The 18555-nt window shown below is 74.4% G+C and carries 17 protein-coding genes; 7 read left to right on the plus strand and 10 right to left on the minus strand.

What is annotated here, in order from left to right:
* Window positions 1–69: 69 nt before the first annotated feature.
* From Q0840_RS00355 to Q0840_RS00365, 3 genes are all read right to left on the minus strand, one after another.
* Entirely contained in the window at window positions 70–1095 is a 1026-nt protein-coding gene (locus Q0840_RS00355) for a LacI family DNA-binding transcriptional regulator (protein ID WP_298454678.1), read from the minus strand.
* Between the two features lie 53 nt (window positions 1096–1148).
* Window positions 1149–1991, minus strand: coding sequence for a pyrroline-5-carboxylate reductase (proC, locus tag Q0840_RS00360; protein WP_367183050.1), 843 nt, complete (start codon window positions 1989–1991; stop codon window positions 1149–1151).
* Window positions 1992–2115: 124 nt separating this feature from the next.
* Window positions 2116–2664 carry a hypothetical protein gene (locus Q0840_RS00365; protein WP_298454681.1) on the minus strand — a complete coding sequence of 183 codons (549 nt, stop codon included), beginning with the start codon at window positions 2662–2664 and terminating at the stop codon, window positions 2116–2118.
* A 404-nt stretch (window positions 2665–3068) separates the two neighbouring features.
* On the opposite strand from Q0840_RS00365, the gene radA reads away from it, so the two are divergent.
* Window positions 3069–4496, plus strand: a complete 1428-nt coding sequence (gene radA / locus Q0840_RS00370) for a DNA repair protein RadA (protein WP_298454684.1) — start codon at window positions 3069–3071, stop codon at window positions 4494–4496.
* A gap of 161 nt (window positions 4497–4657) precedes the next feature.
* Window positions 4658–5743, plus strand: coding sequence for a DNA integrity scanning diadenylate cyclase DisA (gene disA, locus Q0840_RS00375; RefSeq protein WP_298454687.1), 1086 nt, complete (start codon window positions 4658–4660; stop codon window positions 5741–5743).
* 148 nt (window positions 5744–5891) lie between these two features.
* Here disA and Q0840_RS00380 read toward each other — a convergent pair whose 3' ends face one another.
* Window positions 5892–6611, minus strand: coding sequence for a hypothetical protein (locus Q0840_RS00380; protein WP_298454690.1), 720 nt, complete (start codon window positions 6609–6611; stop codon window positions 5892–5894).
* Between the two features lie 274 nt (window positions 6612–6885).
* Between Q0840_RS00380 and Q0840_RS00385 the strand changes: the two genes are divergently transcribed.
* Entirely contained in the window at window positions 6886–7797 is a 912-nt protein-coding gene (locus tag Q0840_RS00385) for an A/G-specific adenine glycosylase (protein WP_298455498.1), read from the plus strand.
* Between the two features lie 82 nt (window positions 7798–7879).
* On the opposite strand, the gene Q0840_RS00390 is transcribed toward Q0840_RS00385, so the two are convergent.
* Both Q0840_RS00390 and Q0840_RS00395 read right to left on the minus strand, forming a co-directional pair.
* Window positions 7880–8392, minus strand: a complete 513-nt coding sequence (locus tag Q0840_RS00390; RefSeq protein ID WP_298454693.1) for an amino-acid N-acetyltransferase — start codon at window positions 8390–8392, stop codon at window positions 7880–7882.
* Window positions 8393–8396: 4 nt separating this feature from the next.
* Entirely contained in the window at window positions 8397–9440 is a 1044-nt protein-coding gene (locus Q0840_RS00395) for a sugar-binding transcriptional regulator (protein ID WP_298454696.1), read from the minus strand.
* 159 nt (window positions 9441–9599) lie between these two features.
* On the opposite strand from Q0840_RS00395, the gene Q0840_RS00400 reads away from it, so the two are divergent.
* The 3 genes from Q0840_RS00400 to glpK all read left to right on the plus strand — a co-directional run bounded on the left by Q0840_RS00400 (window position 9600) and on the right by glpK (window position 13807).
* Window positions 9600–11351, plus strand: coding sequence for a glycerol-3-phosphate dehydrogenase/oxidase (locus Q0840_RS00400; protein ID WP_298454699.1), 1752 nt, complete (start codon window positions 9600–9602; stop codon window positions 11349–11351).
* Between the two features lie 103 nt (window positions 11352–11454).
* Window positions 11455–12177 (plus strand): MIP/aquaporin family protein, encoded by a 723-nt coding sequence (locus Q0840_RS00405; RefSeq protein ID WP_298454701.1) that lies wholly within the window; start codon window positions 11455–11457, stop codon window positions 12175–12177.
* A gap of 112 nt (window positions 12178–12289) precedes the next feature.
* Complete coding sequence (glpK, locus tag Q0840_RS00410) at window positions 12290–13807, plus strand: glycerol kinase GlpK (protein WP_298454703.1); 1518 nt, start codon at window positions 12290–12292, stop codon at window positions 13805–13807.
* Between the two features lie 115 nt (window positions 13808–13922).
* On the opposite strand, the gene Q0840_RS00415 is transcribed toward glpK, so the two are convergent.
* From Q0840_RS00415 to Q0840_RS00430, 4 genes are all read right to left on the minus strand, one after another.
* On the minus strand, window positions 13923–14678 hold the full coding sequence (locus Q0840_RS00415) for an SDR family NAD(P)-dependent oxidoreductase (RefSeq protein ID WP_298454706.1): 756 nt from the start codon (window positions 14676–14678) through the stop codon (window positions 13923–13925).
* A 47-nt stretch (window positions 14679–14725) separates the two neighbouring features.
* The gene (locus Q0840_RS00420; protein ID WP_298454708.1) at window positions 14726–15841 is read right to left on the minus strand and encodes a sugar kinase; all 1116 of its coding nucleotides are present in this window, start codon (window positions 15839–15841) and stop codon (window positions 14726–14728) included.
* A gap of 110 nt (window positions 15842–15951) precedes the next feature.
* On the minus strand, window positions 15952–16575 hold the full coding sequence (gene eda, locus Q0840_RS00425) for a bifunctional 4-hydroxy-2-oxoglutarate aldolase/2-dehydro-3-deoxy-phosphogluconate aldolase (protein ID WP_298454711.1): 624 nt from the start codon (window positions 16573–16575) through the stop codon (window positions 15952–15954).
* 102 nt (window positions 16576–16677) lie between these two features.
* Entirely contained in the window at window positions 16678–17448 is a 771-nt protein-coding gene (locus Q0840_RS00430; protein WP_298454714.1) for an IclR family transcriptional regulator, read from the minus strand.
* Between the two features lie 123 nt (window positions 17449–17571).
* Between Q0840_RS00430 and Q0840_RS00435 the strand changes: the two genes are divergently transcribed.
* Window positions 17572–18525, plus strand: a complete 954-nt coding sequence (locus Q0840_RS00435) for an AEC family transporter (protein ID WP_298454717.1) — start codon at window positions 17572–17574, stop codon at window positions 18523–18525.
* The last annotated feature ends 30 nt before the right edge of the window (window positions 18526–18555 follow it).

Here is an 18555-nt window from a genome sequence, read left to right on the forward strand (position 1 = left end):
ACGCGACGGAGAGTACGGCGCCGGCAGGCCGCCGGCGATGCCGCCATGTTAACGCTCACACGGGGCGCGTCAAGGCACGGCGTCCGCGGCGGGCGCGTCGTGCGACGCCGGCATCCGTGGTGGGCCCGTGGTGTCACGCACGACCAGGCGGGGCTCGATGGGGGCGTGGTCGGCGGGCCGACCCTCCATCACGTCGAGCAGCACCCGCAGGCAGCGCCGGCCGAGCTCGCCGAAGTCCTGCCGGACGGTGGTCAGCGGCGGGTAGAAGTGCGCGGACCCGTCGACGTCGTCGAACCCGACGACCGACACGTCGTCGGGCACGCTGACGCCCGCCTCGGCGAACGCGCGCAGCAGGCCCAGGGCGAGCTGGTCGTTGGCGGCGAACACCGCGGTCGGCACGCCCTCGGCCGCGAGCCCGCGGCCCACCTCGTACCCCTGGCCGGCGTGCCAGGTGCAGGCGATCGGCGCACCGGGATCAAGCCCCCATGCGATGAGCTCGTCGGACCAGCCGCGCACCCGCTCACGGGCGTCGAGCCAGTCCTGCGGGCCGGCGAGGTGGATGACCTGTCGGTGGCCGAGGTGGAGCAGGTGGCGGGTTGCCGCACGGGCGCCGGCGTACTGGTCGACGGCGACCGTGTGCAGGCGCGGGTCGGCGAGGTCGCGCGGGCCCACCATCACCAGCGGCACGGGGGCCCCGAACGAGCGGACGGCCTCGACCGCGTGGTCGTGCGCCGCGATGACCACGACGCCGTCGACGCCCTGGGACATGAAGTGCTCGAGCACCTGGTGCACCCCCGCGGCGTCCCAGCGCGCCAGGGTCGCCATGCTGACGAACAGCCCGGCGTCGCGCGCCGCGCCCTCGACCGCGATCAGCGTGCTCGTCGGTCCGAACAGGGCCGAACCGGACGTGACCACGCCGATGGTCCCGGTGCGCCGCGTCACCAGCGCGCGGGCCGCGGTGTTGCGCCGGTAGCCCAGGTCCGCGATCGCGGCCAGCACCCGGTCGCGGGTCTCGGCCCGTACGCTCGGGTGGTCGTTCAGGACGCGCGACACCGTCTGGTGGGAGACCCCCGCCACCCGCGCCACGTCGCTCATCGCGGGCGGCCGCGGGCGGGCCGGCACCGACGCCGACGGACGGGGGGGTGCGGTCACGACCCCTGCGCCCCGAGCTCGACGGAGCGGTCGCGGGCGGCGGCCACGGCCGCGACGACGGCGGCACGGACGCCCTGTGCGTCGAGCTCGCGGACGCCGGCGACCGTGGTGCCTCCCGGGGACGACACCCGCTCACGCAGCACCACCGGGTGCTCGCCGGTCTCACGCACCATCGCCGCCGCGCCCTCGACCGTCGCGACCGCCAGCTCGCGCGCCCGGTCCCGGGTCAGCCCCACCAGCACCCCCGCCTCGGCCATCGCGTCGATCAGGTAGAAGACGTAGGCAGGGCCGGACCCCGACAGGGCGGTCACCGCGTCGAGGTCCTTCTCGGGAGCGCGCACGACCAGCCCGGTCGCCGCGAGGATGCGCTCGGTGAGGGCCAGGTGCTCCTCCCCGGCGTGCGTGCCGGCGCTGACGACGCTGGCCCCGCGACCGATCACCGCCGGGGTGTTCGGCATCACCCGGACCACCGGGGTACCCGCCGGCAGCGGACCCTCGAGCTGGGCGCACGTCAGGCCCGCGGCGACCGACACCACCAGCGTCCCGGGGCGCAGCGAGTCGCTGACCTCCGTGAGCACGCCGGCCACGTCGTGCGGCTTGAGCGCGACGACGACGACATCCGCCCACCCGGCGACCCGGGCAGCGGGATCCATCGCCCGGACGCCGTACCGCTCGGAGAGCTCGTTGGCCCGCACGGCCGACCGCTCCACCACGCGGACGTCGTCGAAGGTCCAGCCGGCCCGCAGCGCGGCGGAGACGACGGTCTCCCCCATCACGCCGCCGCCCAGCACGCCGAGGCGAGGTGTCGTCGCGTCGTCGGTCATCTCGTCCCTCTCCACGCCCGGCACGGTGGCCCCACCGTGGCGGGACGCTCGCGGACAGCGTAGTGAGCGCCGCCACCCCCGGCGCCGGGTGCCGGTCCGGTCGGCGGTCGCCGACGGCGCGACCGGCGGCGGCCGGCCGTCAGTAGGGGTAGGCGGCGTGGACGTCCCGGACGGCGGCGAGCGGTCCGGCCACCTGGAACGTCGCGGTGCCGTTGCTCCAGACGAGCACCGCCGTCCCGTCCGCCCCGGACGCGAGCGCCCAGGTGCCGGCGGGCGCGCCGGCGACCGTGACGTCCCCGGACGTCGGCCGGCCGTCGTCGACCGTCCCGGCGCCACCATCCGGCACCACCCGCGCTGCGGCCTCGCGGGCGTCGTCCGGGGTGCGCCACTGGGCGGCGATCACGGTCACCCCGCCACCACCGCCGTCGGAGTACTCCAGCCGGTACGCCTCGAGCGCGCCGGCGGCGACTAGGGGCGTCTCCTCGGTCAGTCCGGTCAGCGCGAACGACAGCACGGCGGACGGCAGCACGTCCGCGAAGGCGCTGACCGGCGCCCGCTCGACGGGCGCGAGCGTCGGCGTCGGGGACGGCAGGACGACGACCTCCGGTTCCGCCGCGGGGGGAGCCTGCGTGCGGAGCATCCCCTGAGCCACGGCCGCACCGCCGAGGAGCACCAGGGCCGCGGCCACGCCGGCGACCCACGCACGACGGCGGCGGCGGAGTGGGGCGGGCGTGGCGGGGTTCCCGCGTGGGTCGCCGCCGCCGGACGTGGCCGCCGACCCGCGGTACGACGTCGTGGGGTCCGACGACCACCGGGCGTCCGGACCTCCCGGGCCTGTGCGCCGCGTCGCCCGTCCCATGCCTACCCCCTGTGCCGCACCCGTGTGCCCGTGCCCGCCGTCGACCCGTGCCGGTCGCTCTCCGCTCCGCCACGGGCACCGGCGCGGCGTCGGCGCGAGCCTACGCAGCGCGCGGCGGCCGGGGCACGGCACCACGCGGCACGGCCGACCCCCGGTCCTGCGTGCCGACGGCCTGCGCACACTCCGGTGCGGTGCGCCCGACCGTGTCGGTGGGGGTGGCTAGCCTCCCGAGCATGGCCACCTCCTCGACCGCCCGCCGTCCCGAGCGCACCCCGCGGCCGGGACTGCGCTGCGCCGAGTGCGGCTGGACGACCGCCAAGTGGGTCGGCCGCTGCGGGGAGTGCCAGGCGTGGGGCACCGTGGTGGACGACGCCGGCGCGGGCGGCGCGGCGCCCCGGACGGTCACCACCTCGCCGGTCCGCACCCCGGCCCGCCCGATCGGCGAGATCGACGTCGAGCTGTCCCGCGCACGCCCGACCGGCGTCGCCGAGCTCGACCGGGTGCTGGGTGGCGGGCTGGTGCCCGGAGCGGTCGTCCTGCTGGCCGGGGAGCCGGGCGTGGGCAAGTCGACCCTGCTGCTCGACGTGGCCGCGCGCGCGGCACGCGGGGGCAGGCGGGTGCTGTACGTGACGGGCGAGGAGTCGGCCGGGCAGGTGCGGTTGCGTGCGGAGCGGATCCACGCCCTGGATCCCGGTCTGCTGCTCGCGGCGGAGACCGACCTGGGCACCGTGCTGGGCCACGTGGACCAGGTCGCGCCCGACCTGGTCATCGTCGACTCGGTGCAGACGATCGCGTCGGCCCAGGTCGACGGGACGGCCGGCGGGGTGAGCCAGGTCCGGGAGGTGGCCGCGGCGCTGATCGCGGTGGCCAAGGACCGGGACATCCCCACGGTGCTGGTCGGCCACGTGACCAAGGACGGCGCGATCGCCGGGCCACGCACGCTCGAGCACCTGGTGGACGTCGTGTGCCAGTTCGAGGGCGACCGGCACTCGCGCCTGCGGATGGTGCGGGCGACCAAGAACCGGTACGGCCCCACGGACGAGGTCGGCTGCTTCGACCTGTCCGAGACAGGCATCGTGGGCCTGACCGACCCCAGCGGGCTGTTCCTGTCCCAGGCGCTGCACCACGTGCCCGGGACCTGCGTCACCGTCACGCTCGAGGGACGGCGGCCGCTGGCCGTCGAGGTGCAGTCCCTGGTCGCGCCCAGCGTGCTGACCAACCCGCGACGCACGACGAGCGGCGTCGACTCGAGCCGGCTGGCGATGGTGCTCGCGGTGCTGCAGCGACGGGTCGGCGCACGCCTGGCGGACTCCGACGTCTACGTCTCGACCGTCGGCGGCGCCCGGGTCGTCGAGCCGTCGGCCGACCTCGCTCTCGCACTGGCCACGATCAGCGCGCGGGAGGACGTCGCGCTCATGACGAACCTCGTCGCGGTCGGCGAGGTGGGCCTGGCCGGTGAGATCCGTCCGGTCGCCGGTGTGTCGCGTCGCCTCGCCGAGGCTGCCCGGCTGGGGTTCACCCGTGCCATCGTCCCGCGCGGATCGGTCGAGCCCGGAGGCGGCCCGGACGGCATGACGGTCGCGGAGGCCGCCAACCTCGCCGAGGCGGTCCTCTACGCCGGCGGGCCGCGCGACGCGCCCGGGGGCGACCACCGCCGCTGACCCCCCGACGCACCGCCTCGGTGCCGCGGTACGGACGCTCGCCGAGCCGTGTCGGTGCAGCATCGGCGCACGTGACGACGTCTGGTCGCGCGCCGGCGAGGCCCGCACGACGGTCCCGGACCTTCCCGGTCGGGCGCGGGTCCGGCGCGTAGGATCCGGTCGTGGCCACCCCCTCGCTCACCCCCGACGACCTGCTGCGCACGACGCTGGCCGCCGTGGCGCCCGGTGGTGAGCTGCGCGACGGCCTCGAGCGCATCCTGCGCGGCCGGACGGGCGCACTCATCGTGCTCGGGTTCGACCGGACGGTGGAGTCCATCTGCACCGGCGGCTTCGCCCTCGACGTCGAGTTCTCCGCCACCCGGCTGCGCGAGCTGGCGAAGATGGACGGTGCCGTCGTCCTGGACCGGGACGCGACCCGCATCCTGCGCGCCGCGGTGCAGCTGCTTCCCGACCCGACCATCGAGACGACCGAGTCCGGGACCCGGCACCGCACCGCGGAGCGGGTCGCGAAGCAGACCGGGTTCCCGGTCATCTCCGTGAGCCAGTCCATGCGGATCGTCGCCCTGTACGTGGGCGGGCTTCGCTACGTCCTGGAGGACTCCGACACGATCCTGTCCCGGGCCAACCAGGCGCTGGCGACGCTCGAGCGGTACAAGTCCCGGCTCGACGAGGTGAGCGGCACGCTCTCCGCACTCGAGATCGAGGACCTGGTCACCGTCCGGGACGTGTCCGCCGTGGTGCAGCGCCTGGAGATGGTGCGGCGCATCTCGGAGGAGATCGCCGGCTACGTCGTCGAGCTCGGGACCGACGGCCGCCTGCTCGCGCTGCAGCTCGACGAGCTCATCGGCGGGATCGGCGCCGACCACGAGCTCGTCATCCGCGACTACGTCGAGACGTCGCGACGCGACCGCGAGCCGGCCGCCGTCCAGGCGGCGCTGGCGGCGCTGAACTCCACCGAGCTGCTGGACCTCACCCACATCGCGCGCATCCTCGGCCTGCCCGGGGCGGGCGACGCGCTCGACGCCGCCGTCGGACCGCGCGGGTACCGGCTGCTGTCGAAGGTGCCGCGGCTGCCCAACACCATCGTCGACCGGCTGGTCGGCCACTTCGGCGGTCTGCAGAAGCTGCTCGCGGCCGGCATCGACGAGCTCATGGCCGTCGACGGGGTCGGCGAGCAGCGGGCGCGTGCCGTGCGTGAGGGGCTGTCCCGGCTCGCGGAGTCGAGCATCCTCGAGCGCTACGTCTGACGCCGGCGCGGTCGGTTCCGGACGCCGGACGCGCTGCGGCTCGGCGGCTCGATGACGGCTCCTTGAGCCGTCGCCCCCGGGGGTGCGCCGCGCCGACGGACCGCCGCCGCACGGCACCGCCGGTGCGCGGCGACCCGGGCAGCACCGCCTACTGCAGGATGAAGACGACGCTCTGCGAGCTCGCCGCGCCCAGGGTGGCGACGGCCTGGTAGGTGCCGGACCGCGGCGCCGGCAGGTCGCCCGGGCAGCCCTCCGCCGAGCGGACCCGCGCCCACTCCACGGGGACCGCGTCCGCCGCACCGGCAGCCAGCAGCAGCTGGCGCGAGGCCCGGTCCTCGGGCGCGCAGTCCTTGCTCGACCACACACGGTCCTCGCCGGACGTGATGACCACCTCGCGCGAGGCGTCGCCGGCGTCCACGGTGCACGGCACGTCACCCACGTTGGTCACCGTCGCCGTGAGCACGGGGTTCGTGGTGGGCGCGAACTCCACGTCGGCCGAGGTGAGCGTCACCTGCAGCGCCGCCGGGGTGCAGTCCACCGGTGTGGCGGGCGGCACGTCGGAGTCGTCGGAGCCTTCGGGCTCGGCGTCCTCGGCCTCGTCGGCCTCGTCGGGGTCAGCGGTGCTGTCGGCCCCGGACCCGGCACCGTCCGCACCGTCCGACCCGGCGCCGTCGGCTCCACCGGCCACGTCCTCGGTGCCCTGCTCGGTCGCCGCGGCGGCGCCGGCGTCCCCGCGGTCACCGCGCAGCCACGACACGAGTGACGCGGAGCCCACGACCAGAGCGCCCACGACGAGCACGACCAGGAGGCGGCGCACCCAGTAGACGCGGGCTCCCTGCGGACCGACAGGGTGCAGGACCGTGCTCATCACCACTCCTCCGCTGACCGACCTCGCTGGCGGCCGACCTCGTCTGCTGACCGACCCGGCCCGTTCGACGCGAGGCCGGCGGACCGACGTCGCCGTCGACGACCCGGTCCGGGGACCGGGGGCTCGTGGCCGGCGGCGGGATCGACCCACCCACCGTACGGCGCCCGACCTCCGGCGCCGGGGCGCCGCGCCGGACGCCGCCGTCGGGCCGGTCAGGCACCATGTGCGCGTGCCCACCGAGCCCCCCGAGCCGCCCGTCCCGTCCTGCCCGGCCGTGCCCGTGGCCGACGACGCGGGGGCACCCGCGGCCGACCTCGTCCCCCGGACCGTGGCCTGGTTCGCCGAGCATCGGCGTGACCTGCCCTGGCGTGCGCCGGACCGCACGCCGTGGGGCGTCCTGGTCAGCGAGGTCATGCTGCAGCAGACCCCGGCAGCACGCGTCGCGCCGGTGTGGACCCGATGGATGGAGCGGTGGCCGAGCCCGCGTGACCTGGGGCAGGCCCCCACCGCGGAGGTGCTGCGGGCCTGGGGCCGGCTGGGGTACCCCCGCCGTGCCCTGCGCCTGCAGGAGTGCGCGCGCGCGGTGGTGGACCGTCACCGCGGCGTCGTCCCTGGGGACGAGGGGGCGCTGCGGGCGCTGCCCGGGGTGGGCAGCTACACCGCCGCCGCCGTGGTCGCGTTCGCCCACGGCGGCCGCTCGGTGGTCCTGGACACCAACGTGCGCCGGGTGGTCGCGCGCGTCGTCGGCGGGCACGCGCTGCCCCCGCCGTCCCAGACCGCCGCCGAGGTGCGCCAGGCGACCGCGCTCGTGCCCGCCGCCGCAGCGGACGCGGCCGCGTGGGCCGCGGCGTCGATGGAGCTCGGGGCGGTGGTGTGCACGGCACGGTCACCGCGGTGCACCGACTGCCCGGTGGCCGACCTGTGCCGGTGGCGGGCCGCCGGCTACCCCGGGGACCAGCATGCCGACCGGCGACGCAGCCAGGGCTGGGTCGGCACCGACCGGCAGGTCCGGGGCCGCGTCATGCACGCCCTGCGGGACGCCACCGGCCCGCTCCCCCTGACCGCCGTCGCGGACCTGTGGCCCGACGCCGGGCAGCTGCAGCGCTGCGTCGACGGGCTCGTCGCCGACGGCCTGGTGCAGCGGGTGGGTGCCGGCGAGGACCCGGCACTGCGCCTGCCCGGCTGAGCTCCCGCCGCTGGGCCAGGGCCCGCCCTGCCCAGCCCCGCCCGTGGCCTGACAGGCACGGGCCGGGTCCGCCCCGCGCCCGTCAGTCGATCTCGATCAGCATCCGGGTGTTGCCCAGGGTGTTCGGCTTGACCCTGGCCAGGTCCAGGAACTCCGCGACGCCGTCGTCGTGCGACCGGAGCAGCTCGGCGTAGACCTCCGGGGCCACCGGGGTGCCGTCGATGGCCCGGAACCCGTGGGACGTGAAGAACTCGACCTCGAAGGTCAGGCAGAACAGCCGCCGCAGGCCCATCGCGCGGGCCCGGTCGACCAGGGCGTCCAGCAGCGCGTGCCCCACCCCGCGCCGCCGCCACAGCGGCGAGACCGCCAGCGTGCGGATCTCGGCCAGGTCGTCCCACATCACGTGCAGGGCGCCGCACCCGACGACCTCGCCGGCCTCGTCCTGCGCGACGACGAACTCCTGGACCGACTCGTAGTAGCCGACCAGCTCCTTGGCCAGCAGGATCCGCTCGGTGGCGTAGGGGGCGACCAGGTCCCGGATCGCGCGCACGTCGGCGGGTACGGCGGGGCGCACGGTCAGGGAGGTCCGGGTCACGGCTTCACCGTATCGGCGCCCGCCCGACGGCGGCCGTGGCACCGGTCCCCGTCGAGCCCGACCGGCGGCCGCCGTCCGCACCCCCGTACCCCGGACCGGCGACGTCGAGCAGGCGCTGCGCGGTGAGCTCGTCGATGACCAGGTCCGTCACGACGCCGGACCGCAGCGCCGCGAGCAGGGGGACGGCCTTGTTGTCCCCCGACACCACGCACACCCGGCGCGGGACGCGGTGCAGCTCGGCGGGCGTCGGGCCGGTGGCCCGGGCGTTGAGGGCGACGTCGAGGTAGCTGCCGTCGGCCCGTAGGAACACCGTGCACACGTCGCCGACGACGCCCTCCCCGTGCAGCATCTCGATGTCGGCGTCGTCGAGGTAGCCGGCGGAGTACACGTGGCTCGGGACCGCCCCGGCGACCGCCCCGACGGAGAACAGCGCGATGTCTGCACGTCGTTGCACGTCCAGCACGCGGCGCACCGACCGCTCGCGCCACATGGCCGCCTTGGTGTCCGGGAAGTCGAAGAACGCCGGGACCGGGAAGTGGTGCACCGCGGCGTCGAACGCCGAGCCGAAGCTGGAGATCAGGTCGCTCGCGTACTCGATGCCGCTGGTGCGGGTGTTCGCGGCCCCGTTGAGCTGGACCACGGCGCTGCCCCGGGTCGGCTTGTGGACCAGGTGCCGGCTCACCGCGGCGAGCGTCGTCCCCCACGCGATGCCCATCACCATGTCGGAGTCGAACCACGACGCGAGCAGCTTGGCGGACGTGACCGCGACCTGGTCGAGGCGGTCGATCTGCGCGGCGGAGTCGGGGACGGGCACCACGTACGCCGCGACGCCGAACCGCGTGCCGAGCGTGTGGCCGAGCCCGGGCGCGCGCGTGCTCGCCGGCCGCAGCGTGATCTCCACCAGTCCGGTCTCCCGGGCCCGCTTGATCAGTCGCGACACCGTCGACCGTGAGGTCTGCAGCTGTCGCGCGATGACCTCCATCTTCATGTCCTGCAGGTAGTACATCGACGCCGCCCGCAGGACGTCCTGCTCGCGCTCCTCGGCCATGTCCACCCCTTCGTGGTGTGCACATATGTGCACGGTGCTTGCGCGTCCGTTCGCGGAGTGAGAAGCATAGGGGCTGCATGCGGGACATTCCGGACAACGGGGGTCGGGAGGCACGTGTGCGCAGCGGGACCCGACCGGGTCGCGCAGAGGGAGGACACGGTGAAGACAGCGGCACTGACGGCGCACGCACGCAGCTCGGCCCTGACGGAGCTCGAGGCGAGCACCACCTCGGGCCACGAGCTCGACGTCCTGGTGATCGGTGGCGGGGTGACCGGCGCGGGCATCGCGCTCGACGGCGTCACCCGTGGCCTGAAGGTCGGGATCGTCGAGGCGCAGGACTGGGCCAGCGGCACCTCGAGCCGGTCCAGCAAGCTCGTCCACGGTGGCCTGCGGTACCTGCAGATGCTGGACTTCCACCTCGTGCGGGAGGCGCTCACCGAGCGCGACCTGCTCATCACCCGCCTCGCGCCGCACCTCGTGCGGCCGGTGTCGTTCCTGTACCCGCTCGAGCACCGCATGTGGGAGCGGGCGTACGTCGGTGCCGGGGTCGCGCTGTACGACACGCTGGCCAGCGTCAACGGCCGCCGTCGAGCGCTGCCGATCCACCGGCACGTGACCCGTCGCGGCCTGGAGAAGCTCTTCCCCGACCTGCGCCATGACGCGGCGATCGGGGCGGTGCGCTACTGGGACGCGAGCGTCGACGACGCACGGCTCGTCTCGACCCTGGTCCGCACGGCCGTCTCCTACGGGGCGCACGCCGCCTCGCGCACGCAGGTGGTCGCGATGACCACGACCGAGGGCGGCACGGTCACCGGTGCGACGGTCACCGACCTGGAGACCGGCCGCACGTTCGACGTCCGCGCACGCCACGTCATCAACGCGACCGGCGTGTGGACCGAGGAGACCGAGTCCCTGGCCGGGACCGACGGCGGCCTGCGCGTCCTGGCGTCCAAGGGCATCCACATCGTCGTCCCGCGGGACCGGATCGCCGGTGACGTCGGCCTGATCCTGCAGACCGAGAAGAGCGTGCTGTTCATCATCCCGTGGTCCCGCTACTGGGTGATCGGCACGACCGACACCGCCTGGCACGAGGACCTGGTGCACCCGGTGGCCAACGCCGCCGACGTCGACTACGTCATCGACCACGCCAACACGGTGCTGTCCCGCCCGATCAGCCGGGAGGACGTCATCGGGACGTGGGCCGGCCTGCGCCCGCTGCTCCAGCCCGGGACCAAGGAGGGCACGTCGTCGGCGAAGGTGTCGCGCGAGCACACGACCGCCTCACCGACGCCCGGCCTGACCGTCATCGCCGGCGGCAAGCTGACCACGTACCGGGTGATGGCCAAGGACGCGATCGACTTCGCGATCGGCGGGCGCGCGCACACCCTGCCGTCCATCACCGACACGATCCCGCTCGCCGGGGCGGAGGGGCTGCAGGTCCTCCAGCGGCAGGCGCCCACGATCGCGCGGCGCTACGGGTGGTCACGCGCCATGCTCGACCACCTGCTGCACCGGTACGGCTCCATGCTCCCCGAGCTCCTGGAGATGGTCGACGCCGACCCGGGCCTGGGTGAGCGGCTGGCCGGCGCCCCCGCGTACCTGCGGGTCGAGATCGCCTACGCGGTCACCCACGAGGGCGCCCTCCACCTCGACGACGTCTTCCTCCACCGGACCCGCCTGAACTACGAGCAGGCGGACCGAGGGTTGGGCGCCATCGAGGAGATCGCGGACATCGTGGCGCCGCTGCTCGGCTGGGACGCGTCGACCCGTGCGGAGGAGGTCGCCGCCTACACCGCACGCGCGGAGGCGGAGGCGGCCGCCGAGCTGGCACCGGACGACGAGGCCGCCCAGCGCGTGCGGCACGGCGCCCCGGACATCACCCCGCTGCGCGAGCTGACCCGCGCCGACTGAGCTCCGCCGGTGCCCGCATGGGCACCGGCGGTCCCGCGCCGCGGCCCCTGCCGGCGGCGCGGACGTGACAAGGACGTCCCGTCAACACACCTGAGAGGTCAACGTGGGAGAAGTCTTTCTTTCCGAGGTCATCGGCACGGGGCTGCTGCTCCTGCTCGGTGCCGGCGTGGTGGCCAACGTCATCCTGCCGAAGACCAAGGGCTTCGGCGGCGGCTGGCTGCTGATCAACTTCGGCTGGGGCCTGGCGGTGTTCGTCGGTGTCTTCGCCGCCTACCGTTCCGGGGCTCACCTGAACCCGGCCGTCACCCTGGGCCTGCTCGCCAACGGCGCCGCCGAGTACGCCCCGGGGGTCGAGGTGACGGTGACGTCGACCCTGGTGTACCTGGCAGCCGAACTCGTCGGCGCCTTCCTCGGCGCCGTGCTGGCGTTCCTGTGCTACAAGAACCACTTCGACGAGCCGGCCGACCCGGCGGTCAAGCTGGGCGTCTTCTCGACCGGCCCCGAGATCAGGTCGTACGGCTGGAACTTCCTCACCGAGCTCGTCGGCACGTTCGTGCTCGTGTACATCATCCTGCAGTTCGGCAACACGCCGAGCGGGCTCGGCCCGCTCGCCGTGGCTCTGCTCGTGGTCGCCATCGGCGCGAGCCTCGGTGGCCCGACCGGGTACGCCATCAACCCGGCCCGTGACCTCGGCCCCCGCATCGCGCACGCCGTGCTGCCCATCAAGGGCAAGGGGTCGAGCGACTGGGCCTACTCCTGGGTGCCGATCCTCGGGCCGATCGCCGGCGGCATGCTCGCCGGCTGGGTCGCGGCGCTGATCGACTGACCTGACCGAGCTCGCCCGTCGCCCGAGGCCGGCGGGCGCCGCTGCCACCCACCTTCCGCCTCCCGCCGCCGACCCGGCGGCACCCTCAATGATGAGAAAGGCCCCCATCCCCATGGCTGACTACGTCCTCGCGATCGATCAGGGCACCACCAGCACGCGCGCCATCGTCTTCGACCACTCCGGCTCCATCGTGGAGTCCGGCCAGCTCGAGCACGAGCAGATCTTCCCCAAGGCCGGCTGGGTCGAGCACGACGCGGCCGAGATCTGGCGCAACACCCGGGAGGTGGTCGGGCTCGCGCTGACCCGTGCCAACCTCAGCCACCGTGACATCGTCGCGGTGGGCATCACCAACCAGCGCGAGACCGCGGTCGTGTGGGACAAGACCACGGGCGCGCCGGTCTACAACGCGATCGTGTGGCAGGACACCCGCACGCAGAAGATCTGCGACGAGCTGGCCGCACTGGGCGGTGGGGCGGACCGGTACAAGGACCGGGTCGGCCTGCCGTTGGCCACGTACTTCTCGGGCCCCAAGGTGAAGTGGGTCCTGGACAACGTCGACGGCGCCCGGGAGAAGGCCGAGCGCGGCGACCTGCTGTTCGGCAACACCGACTCGTGGTTGCTGTGGAACATGACCGGCGGCACCGACGGCGGCATCCACGTCACCGAGCCCACCAACGCCTCGCGGACGATGCTGATGAACCTCGACACGCTGTCGTGGAACGAGGAGATCGCGGGCGAGATGGGCATCCCGATGTCGATGCTGCCCGAGATCCGGTCCTCCTCGGAGGTGTACGGCAAGGGCCGCGAGGGCGGGATGGTCCCCGGGGTGCCGATCGCCGGGATCCTCGGCGACCAGCAGGCCGCGACGTTCGGGCAGGCGTGCTTCGAGGTGGGCACCGCGAAGAACACCTACGGCACCGGCAACTTCATGCTGCTCAACACGGGTACCGAGCCGATCCCGTCCAAGAACGGGCTGCTGACCACGGTCTGCTACAAGATCGGCGATCAGCCGACCGTGTACGCGCTGGAGGGGTCGATCGCGGTGTCGGGGTCGCTCGTGCAGTGGCTGCGCGACAACCTGGGGATGATCAGCTCGGCGCCGGAGATCGAGCGGCTGGCCGCGACGGTGGAGGACAACGGTGGGGCGTACTTCGTGCCGGCGTTCTCCGGTCTGTTCGCGCCGTACTGGCGCTCGGACGCACGAGGGGCGCTGGTGGGGCTGACCCGGTACGTCAACAAGGGTCACATCGCCCGGGCGGTGCTCGAGGCGACGGCGTTCCAGACCCGCGAGGTGCTGGACGCGATGAACGCCGACTCCGGCGTCGACCTGACCGAGCTCAAGGTCGACGGCGGCATGGTCGTCAACGAGACGCTCATGCAGTTCCAGGCCGACATCCTCGGCGTGCCGGTGATCCGCCCCCAGGTCGCCGAGACCACGGCGCTCGGCGCCGCCTACGCGGCCGGGATCGCCGTCGGGTTCTGGAACGGCGAGCAGGACGTCATCGACAACTGGGCCGAGGACAAGCGCTGGGAGCCGGCGATGGACGAGGACGAGCGGGCCCGCCAGTACCGCCTGTGGAAGAAGGCCGTCACCAAGACCTTCGACTGGGTGGACGACGACGTGAGGTAGTCCCCACCCGCACCGCCCCACCCCACCCCACCACCACCGCCGAGTGCGACGTTTTCGCCCCTTCGAGGTCCTCGAAGGGGCGAGAACGTCGCACTCGGCGGGTCTGTGGGGCAGGTCAGCGGAGCCAGGCGCCGCCGTTGACGTCGATGACCGCGCCGTTGGTGAAGCCGGCCTGCTCCGAGGCCAGGTACACGGCGGCTGCGGCCACGTCCGCGGGCACGCCGGGGCGGCCGACCGGGATGCCCGCGATCGCCGCGCGCTGGGCGTCCTGCGGCGTGAACGTCTCCTGGAACGGCGTGTCGCCGATGAAGCCGGGCGCGACGGAGTTGGCGGTGATCCGGCGCGGGCCGAGCTCCTTGGCCAGCGCACGGGTCAGACCGTCCATGCCGGCCTTGGCCGCCGCGTACGCCGCCGCACCCGGTCCCCCGCCGTTCTGACCGGCCTGGGAGCTGATCGAGATGATCCGGCCACCGTCGGGCATGTGGCGCAGGACGGAGCGCGTCACCAAGAACATGCTGGTGAGGTTGACGTCCAGGACGGCGTGCCAGTGCTCGTCGGTCATCTCGGTGACCGAGCGCCTGCCGACGAGCCCGCCGGCGTTGTTGACCAGGACGTCGATCCCGCCGCCCAGCGCCTCGGCGGCGTGCGCGACCACGCGGTCCACGTCCGCGCTGTCCGTGGCGTCCATCGGGAGGGCGACGGCGGTGCGTCCGAGCGCCGTGAGCTCCGCGACCACCGGCCCGCCGTCGTGCGTGCGGTAGGTGATCGCCACGTCGGCGCCGGCACGGGCCAGCTCCAGCGCGACGGAGCGGCCGATGCCGGTCCCGGCGCCGGTGACGAACGCGCGCGTGCCGGTCAGGTCGAACGTCATGGCTCTCCTCGCAGGTCGGGTCGTGCCGGTCCGGGTGGGCCGATGGCTCAGCGGTCGACGCGCGCCCCGCCGCCACCGGCGAGCTTGAGCACCTCGGCCTTGGTCACCATGGTGGTGTCACCCGGCGTGGTCATCGCCAGCGCGCCGTGGGCGGCGCCGTACTCGACCGCCGTCTGCAGCGACTGGCCGTCAAGCAGGCCGTAGATCAGGCCGGACGCGAACGAGTCACCGCCACCGACGCGGTCCATGATCTCCAGCCGCTCGCGGTGGGTGGACTGGACCACGCCGGTCTCGCGCGACCAGGCGATGGCGCCCCAGTCGTTGACGCTCGCGGAGTGGACCGTTCGCATGGTGGTCCCGATGACCTGGAAGTTGGGGTACGCGGCGGCGGCGGTCTCGATCATCGCGGCGAACTTGTCCACCTCCAGCGCGGAGAGGTTCTCGTCGACGCCCTCGACCTCGAACCCGAGGGACGCGGTGAAGTCCTCCTCGTTGCCGATCATCACGTCGATGTGCTTCGCGATCTCCTTGTTGACCTCCTGCGCCTTGGCCTGGCCGCCGATCGCCTTCCACAGGCTCGGCCGGTAGTTCAGGTCGTAGGAGACGACGGTCCCGTGCCGCTTCGCCGCCGTGACGGCCTCGATGACCGTCTCGGCAGCGGTCTCGCTGAGCGCTGCGAAGATGCCCCCGGTGTGCAGCCAGCGCACGCCCAGCTCACCGAACAGGTGGTCCCAGTCGACGTCGCCGGGCGTGAGCTGCGACGCGGCGGTGTTGCCGCGGTCGGACACGCCGACGGCGCCGCGCACGCCGAAGCCGCGCTCGGTGAAGTTCAGGCCGTTGCGCACGCCGCGGCCGATGCCGTCGTACGGCACCCACCGGATGAACTGGGTGTCGAGCCCGCCGGTCATGATGAAGTCCTCGACCAGGCGGCCGATCTCGTTGTCCGCGAGCGCGGTGACGATCGCGCCGCGCAGGCCGAAGGCACGGCGCAGGCCGCGGGTCACGTTGTACTCGCCGCCCCCCTCCCAGGCCTTGAACTGGCGGGCGGTGCGGATGCGGCCCTCCCCCGGGTCGAGGCGGAGCATGACCTCGCCCAGCGAGACCGCGTCGTAGCGGCACTCCTCGGCGGGCCGGATGGTCAGGGCGGTGGTCGGCTCGGTCATGCGCGGGGTCCTCGCTGCTCGGCCGGACGGCTGTCCGGTGGGTGCGTGCGGTGGTGTGTGGGGTGCGGTGCTGTGCCCGCGGGCCGGCGCCGGGACGGGCGACGCGGTGCTCAGCCCTGGACGAGGGCGACGGCCTCGGCCGTGAGGGTCCGGACGCGGTCGAAGTCGCCGTCCTTGACCGCGTCGCGAGGCACCATCCACGAGCCGCCGACGGCGGCGACCGAGGCGATGCCGAGGTAGTCCTGCAGGTTCTTGGGACCGACGCCGCCGGTCGGCACGAAGGAGACGCCGGCGAACGGGGCGGCCAGCGCGGCGATCGCCGGCGCACCGCCGGACGTCCCGGCCGGGAAGAACTTCACGGTGGTCAGCCCGAGCTCGACAGCGGCCTGGATCTCCGTCGCGGTCACCGCGCCCGGCAGCGCGAGCACACCGTGCTCGCCGCACCGCTCGACGACCGCGCGGCTCAGTCCGGGCGAGACGACGTAGCTGGCGCCGGCGGCGACGGCCTGGTCGACCTGCTCGGGCGTCAGCACGGTCCCCGCACCGACGAGCATGTCGCCACGGTCGGCCATCGCGCGGATGGAGTCCTGCGCGGCGGACGTCCGGAACGTCACCTCGGCGACCGGCAGCCCACCGGCGACCAGGGCGGCGGCCAGGCCGTCGGCCTGCCGGGCGTCGTCGAGCACGACGACGGGGACGAGACGGGCGGCGCGCAGGGAGGACAGGACGTCCATCGGGGGTTCCGTTTCGCTAGGCGGAATGGCAATATCGCTCTCCGCAACACAGGATCGCACACCGCCGCGGGCTGCTCAAGGGACAGCCCGGGCGGGCGCGGGTCAGGGCAGGTGCAGCCCGGCCGGCAGGAGCGGCGGGAGGACGTCGAGCACCTGTGCGTGCAGGGCGGCGACCCGCTCGGGTGTCATCCGCTCCGCAGGTGCGGTCACGCTGACGGCCGCGACCGCGGACCCCGACCGCAGCAGCGGTACGGCGACGCAGCTGATGCCGGCCTCGTTCTCCTCCACCTCGGTCGCGTACCCGCGGGCGCGCGCCTGCTCGAGGACCTGCCAGACGTGGTCGACGTCGACCCCGTCGCGTCCCGCGGCGCGGACGTAGCCGGCCAGCGCCGACCGGTCGGTGCCCCGGAAGGCGAGCAGCGCCCGGCCGAGCGCGGTCGTGACGGCGGGGCTGCGCCGGCCCACCGCCGACCAGACCCGGACCGACCGCTCCGGCTCCACCTTGTCGAGGTAGACGACCTGGGTGCCGTCGAGCACGCCGAGGTGCACGAGCTCGTCGGCGACGCCGCACAGCGCGACCAGGCCCGCGTGCAGCAGGACCGGCAGGTTCTCGTCGCCGAGGAAGTCGTCGGACAGCCGGGTCGCGGCCGACCCCAGCAGGTAGGCACCCGTCGCCGAGTCCTGCGCGACGAAGCCACGGAACCGCAGCGCGGCCAGCGCGCGGTGCACGGTGGACTTGTTCAGGTGCAGGGCACCGGCCAGCTCGGCCAGCGACATCCCGGTGGCACCGGCGCGTGCCAGCGTCTGCAGGGTGAGCAGCGCCCGGTCGACGCTCTCCACCGGGGACGTGCCGGCGTCCACGGGCTCGGCCATCGGGTCGGCCTCCTTCGGTCGGGTCTCGGGCCAGCGTAGGACGGCGTCGGCGGGGGCCCACCGCCTCTGCGAGGATCACCGCGTGCCCGTGCCCAGCCGTCCGTCCGCGACGGCGGCACGCTGATGGGAGCCGTGGCGACCGCGCTGGGCACGATGGCGGCGATCGGCGTCGTCGGCTGGCTGATCGGGCGGGGCCGCCTGCTGGGTGAGGGGGCCGATCGGGTGCTGGCCCGCACGGTGTTCGCGGTCGCGACGCCCGCCCTGCTCCTGGTGACGATCGCCCACGCCGACCTGCACCTGCTCGCGTCGCGGACGGCGCTCACGATCGCGATCAGCACGGTCGTGGTCGCGGCGATCGCGCTCGCGGTCGCGCGCGGGCTGTGGCACCTGGGCGGCGGCGAGGCGACCGTCGTGACCCTGGCGTCGTCGTACGTCAACGCCGGCAACCTCGGCCTGCCGCTCGCGGTGTACCTGCTCGGCGACGCGACCGCCGTCGTGCCCACCCTGCTGTTCCAGCTGCTCGTGCTCGCGCCGGTCGCCTTCACGGTGCTGGACTCCCGGCGCCCGGTGCCCGACGACGCCGCGGCCGGCGCCGCCGGCAGCGTGAGCGTCGGTGCCCGGGGCGTGCTCGGGCGCACCCTGCGCAACCCGATCATCATCGGCACCCTGACCGGGCTGCTGCTGTCCGCCCTGCCCGGGGACGTGCCGGACGTGCTGCTCGAGCCGTTCCGGATCGTGGGCGCCGCGGCCGCCCCGCTGGCGCTGCTCACGTTCGGCATGTCGCTCGCCGGCCCGCGAGGCACCGGCCGGCACCGGGTCGGCCGCGAGCTGGTCCTGGCCGTGTCGCTGCGGTCGGTCGTGCACCCGCTGCTCGCGGCCGGGATCGGCCGGCTGCTGGGGCTGGACGGTGCGGCCCTGCTGGCGGTCGTCACGATGTCGGCGCTGCCGACGGCGCAGAACGTGCTGGTCTACGCGCTGCAGTACGGACGCGGGCAGGCGGTCGCGCGCGACGCCGGCCTGGTGACGACGCTGCTGGCGGCGCCGGTCATGCTCGTCGTCGCGGCCACGCTCGCCTGACCCGACCCGCCGACCGGTGCCGCGCCGGCT

Source organism: uncultured Cellulomonas sp. (genome assembly GCF_947494015.1).
Lineage (GTDB): Bacteria > Actinomycetota > Actinomycetes > Actinomycetales > Cellulomonadaceae > Pengzhenrongella.

Coding starts and splice junctions, on each gene's coding strand:
- Q0840_RS00355 (WP_298454678.1), bottom strand. CDS start 1,095: ATGAGCGACGTGGCGCGGGTGGCGGGGGTCTCCCACCAGACGGTGTCG.
- radA (WP_298454684.1), top strand. CDS start 3,069: ATGGCCACCTCCTCGACCGCCCGCCGTCCCGAGCGCACCCCGCGGCCG.
- Q0840_RS00380 (WP_298454690.1), bottom strand. CDS start 6,611: ATGAGCACGGTCCTGCACCCTGTCGGTCCGCAGGGAGCCCGCGTCTAC.
- Q0840_RS00395 (WP_298454696.1), bottom strand. CDS start 9,440: ATGGCCGAGGAGCGCGAGCAGGACGTCCTGCGGGCGGCGTCGATGTAC.
- glpK (WP_298454703.1), top strand. CDS start 12,290: ATGGCTGACTACGTCCTCGCGATCGATCAGGGCACCACCAGCACGCGC.
- Q0840_RS00415 (WP_298454706.1), bottom strand. CDS start 14,678: ATGACGTTCGACCTGACCGGCACGCGCGCGTTCGTCACCGGCGCCGGG.
- Q0840_RS00420 (WP_298454708.1), bottom strand. CDS start 15,841: ATGACCGAGCCGACCACCGCCCTGACCATCCGGCCCGCCGAGGAGTGC.
- eda (WP_298454711.1), bottom strand. CDS start 16,575: ATGGACGTCCTGTCCTCCCTGCGCGCCGCCCGTCTCGTCCCCGTCGTC.
- Q0840_RS00430 (WP_298454714.1), bottom strand. CDS start 17,448: ATGGCCGAGCCCGTGGACGCCGGCACGTCCCCGGTGGAGAGCGTCGAC.
- Q0840_RS00435 (WP_298454717.1), top strand. CDS start 17,572: ATGGGAGCCGTGGCGACCGCGCTGGGCACGATGGCGGCGATCGGCGTC.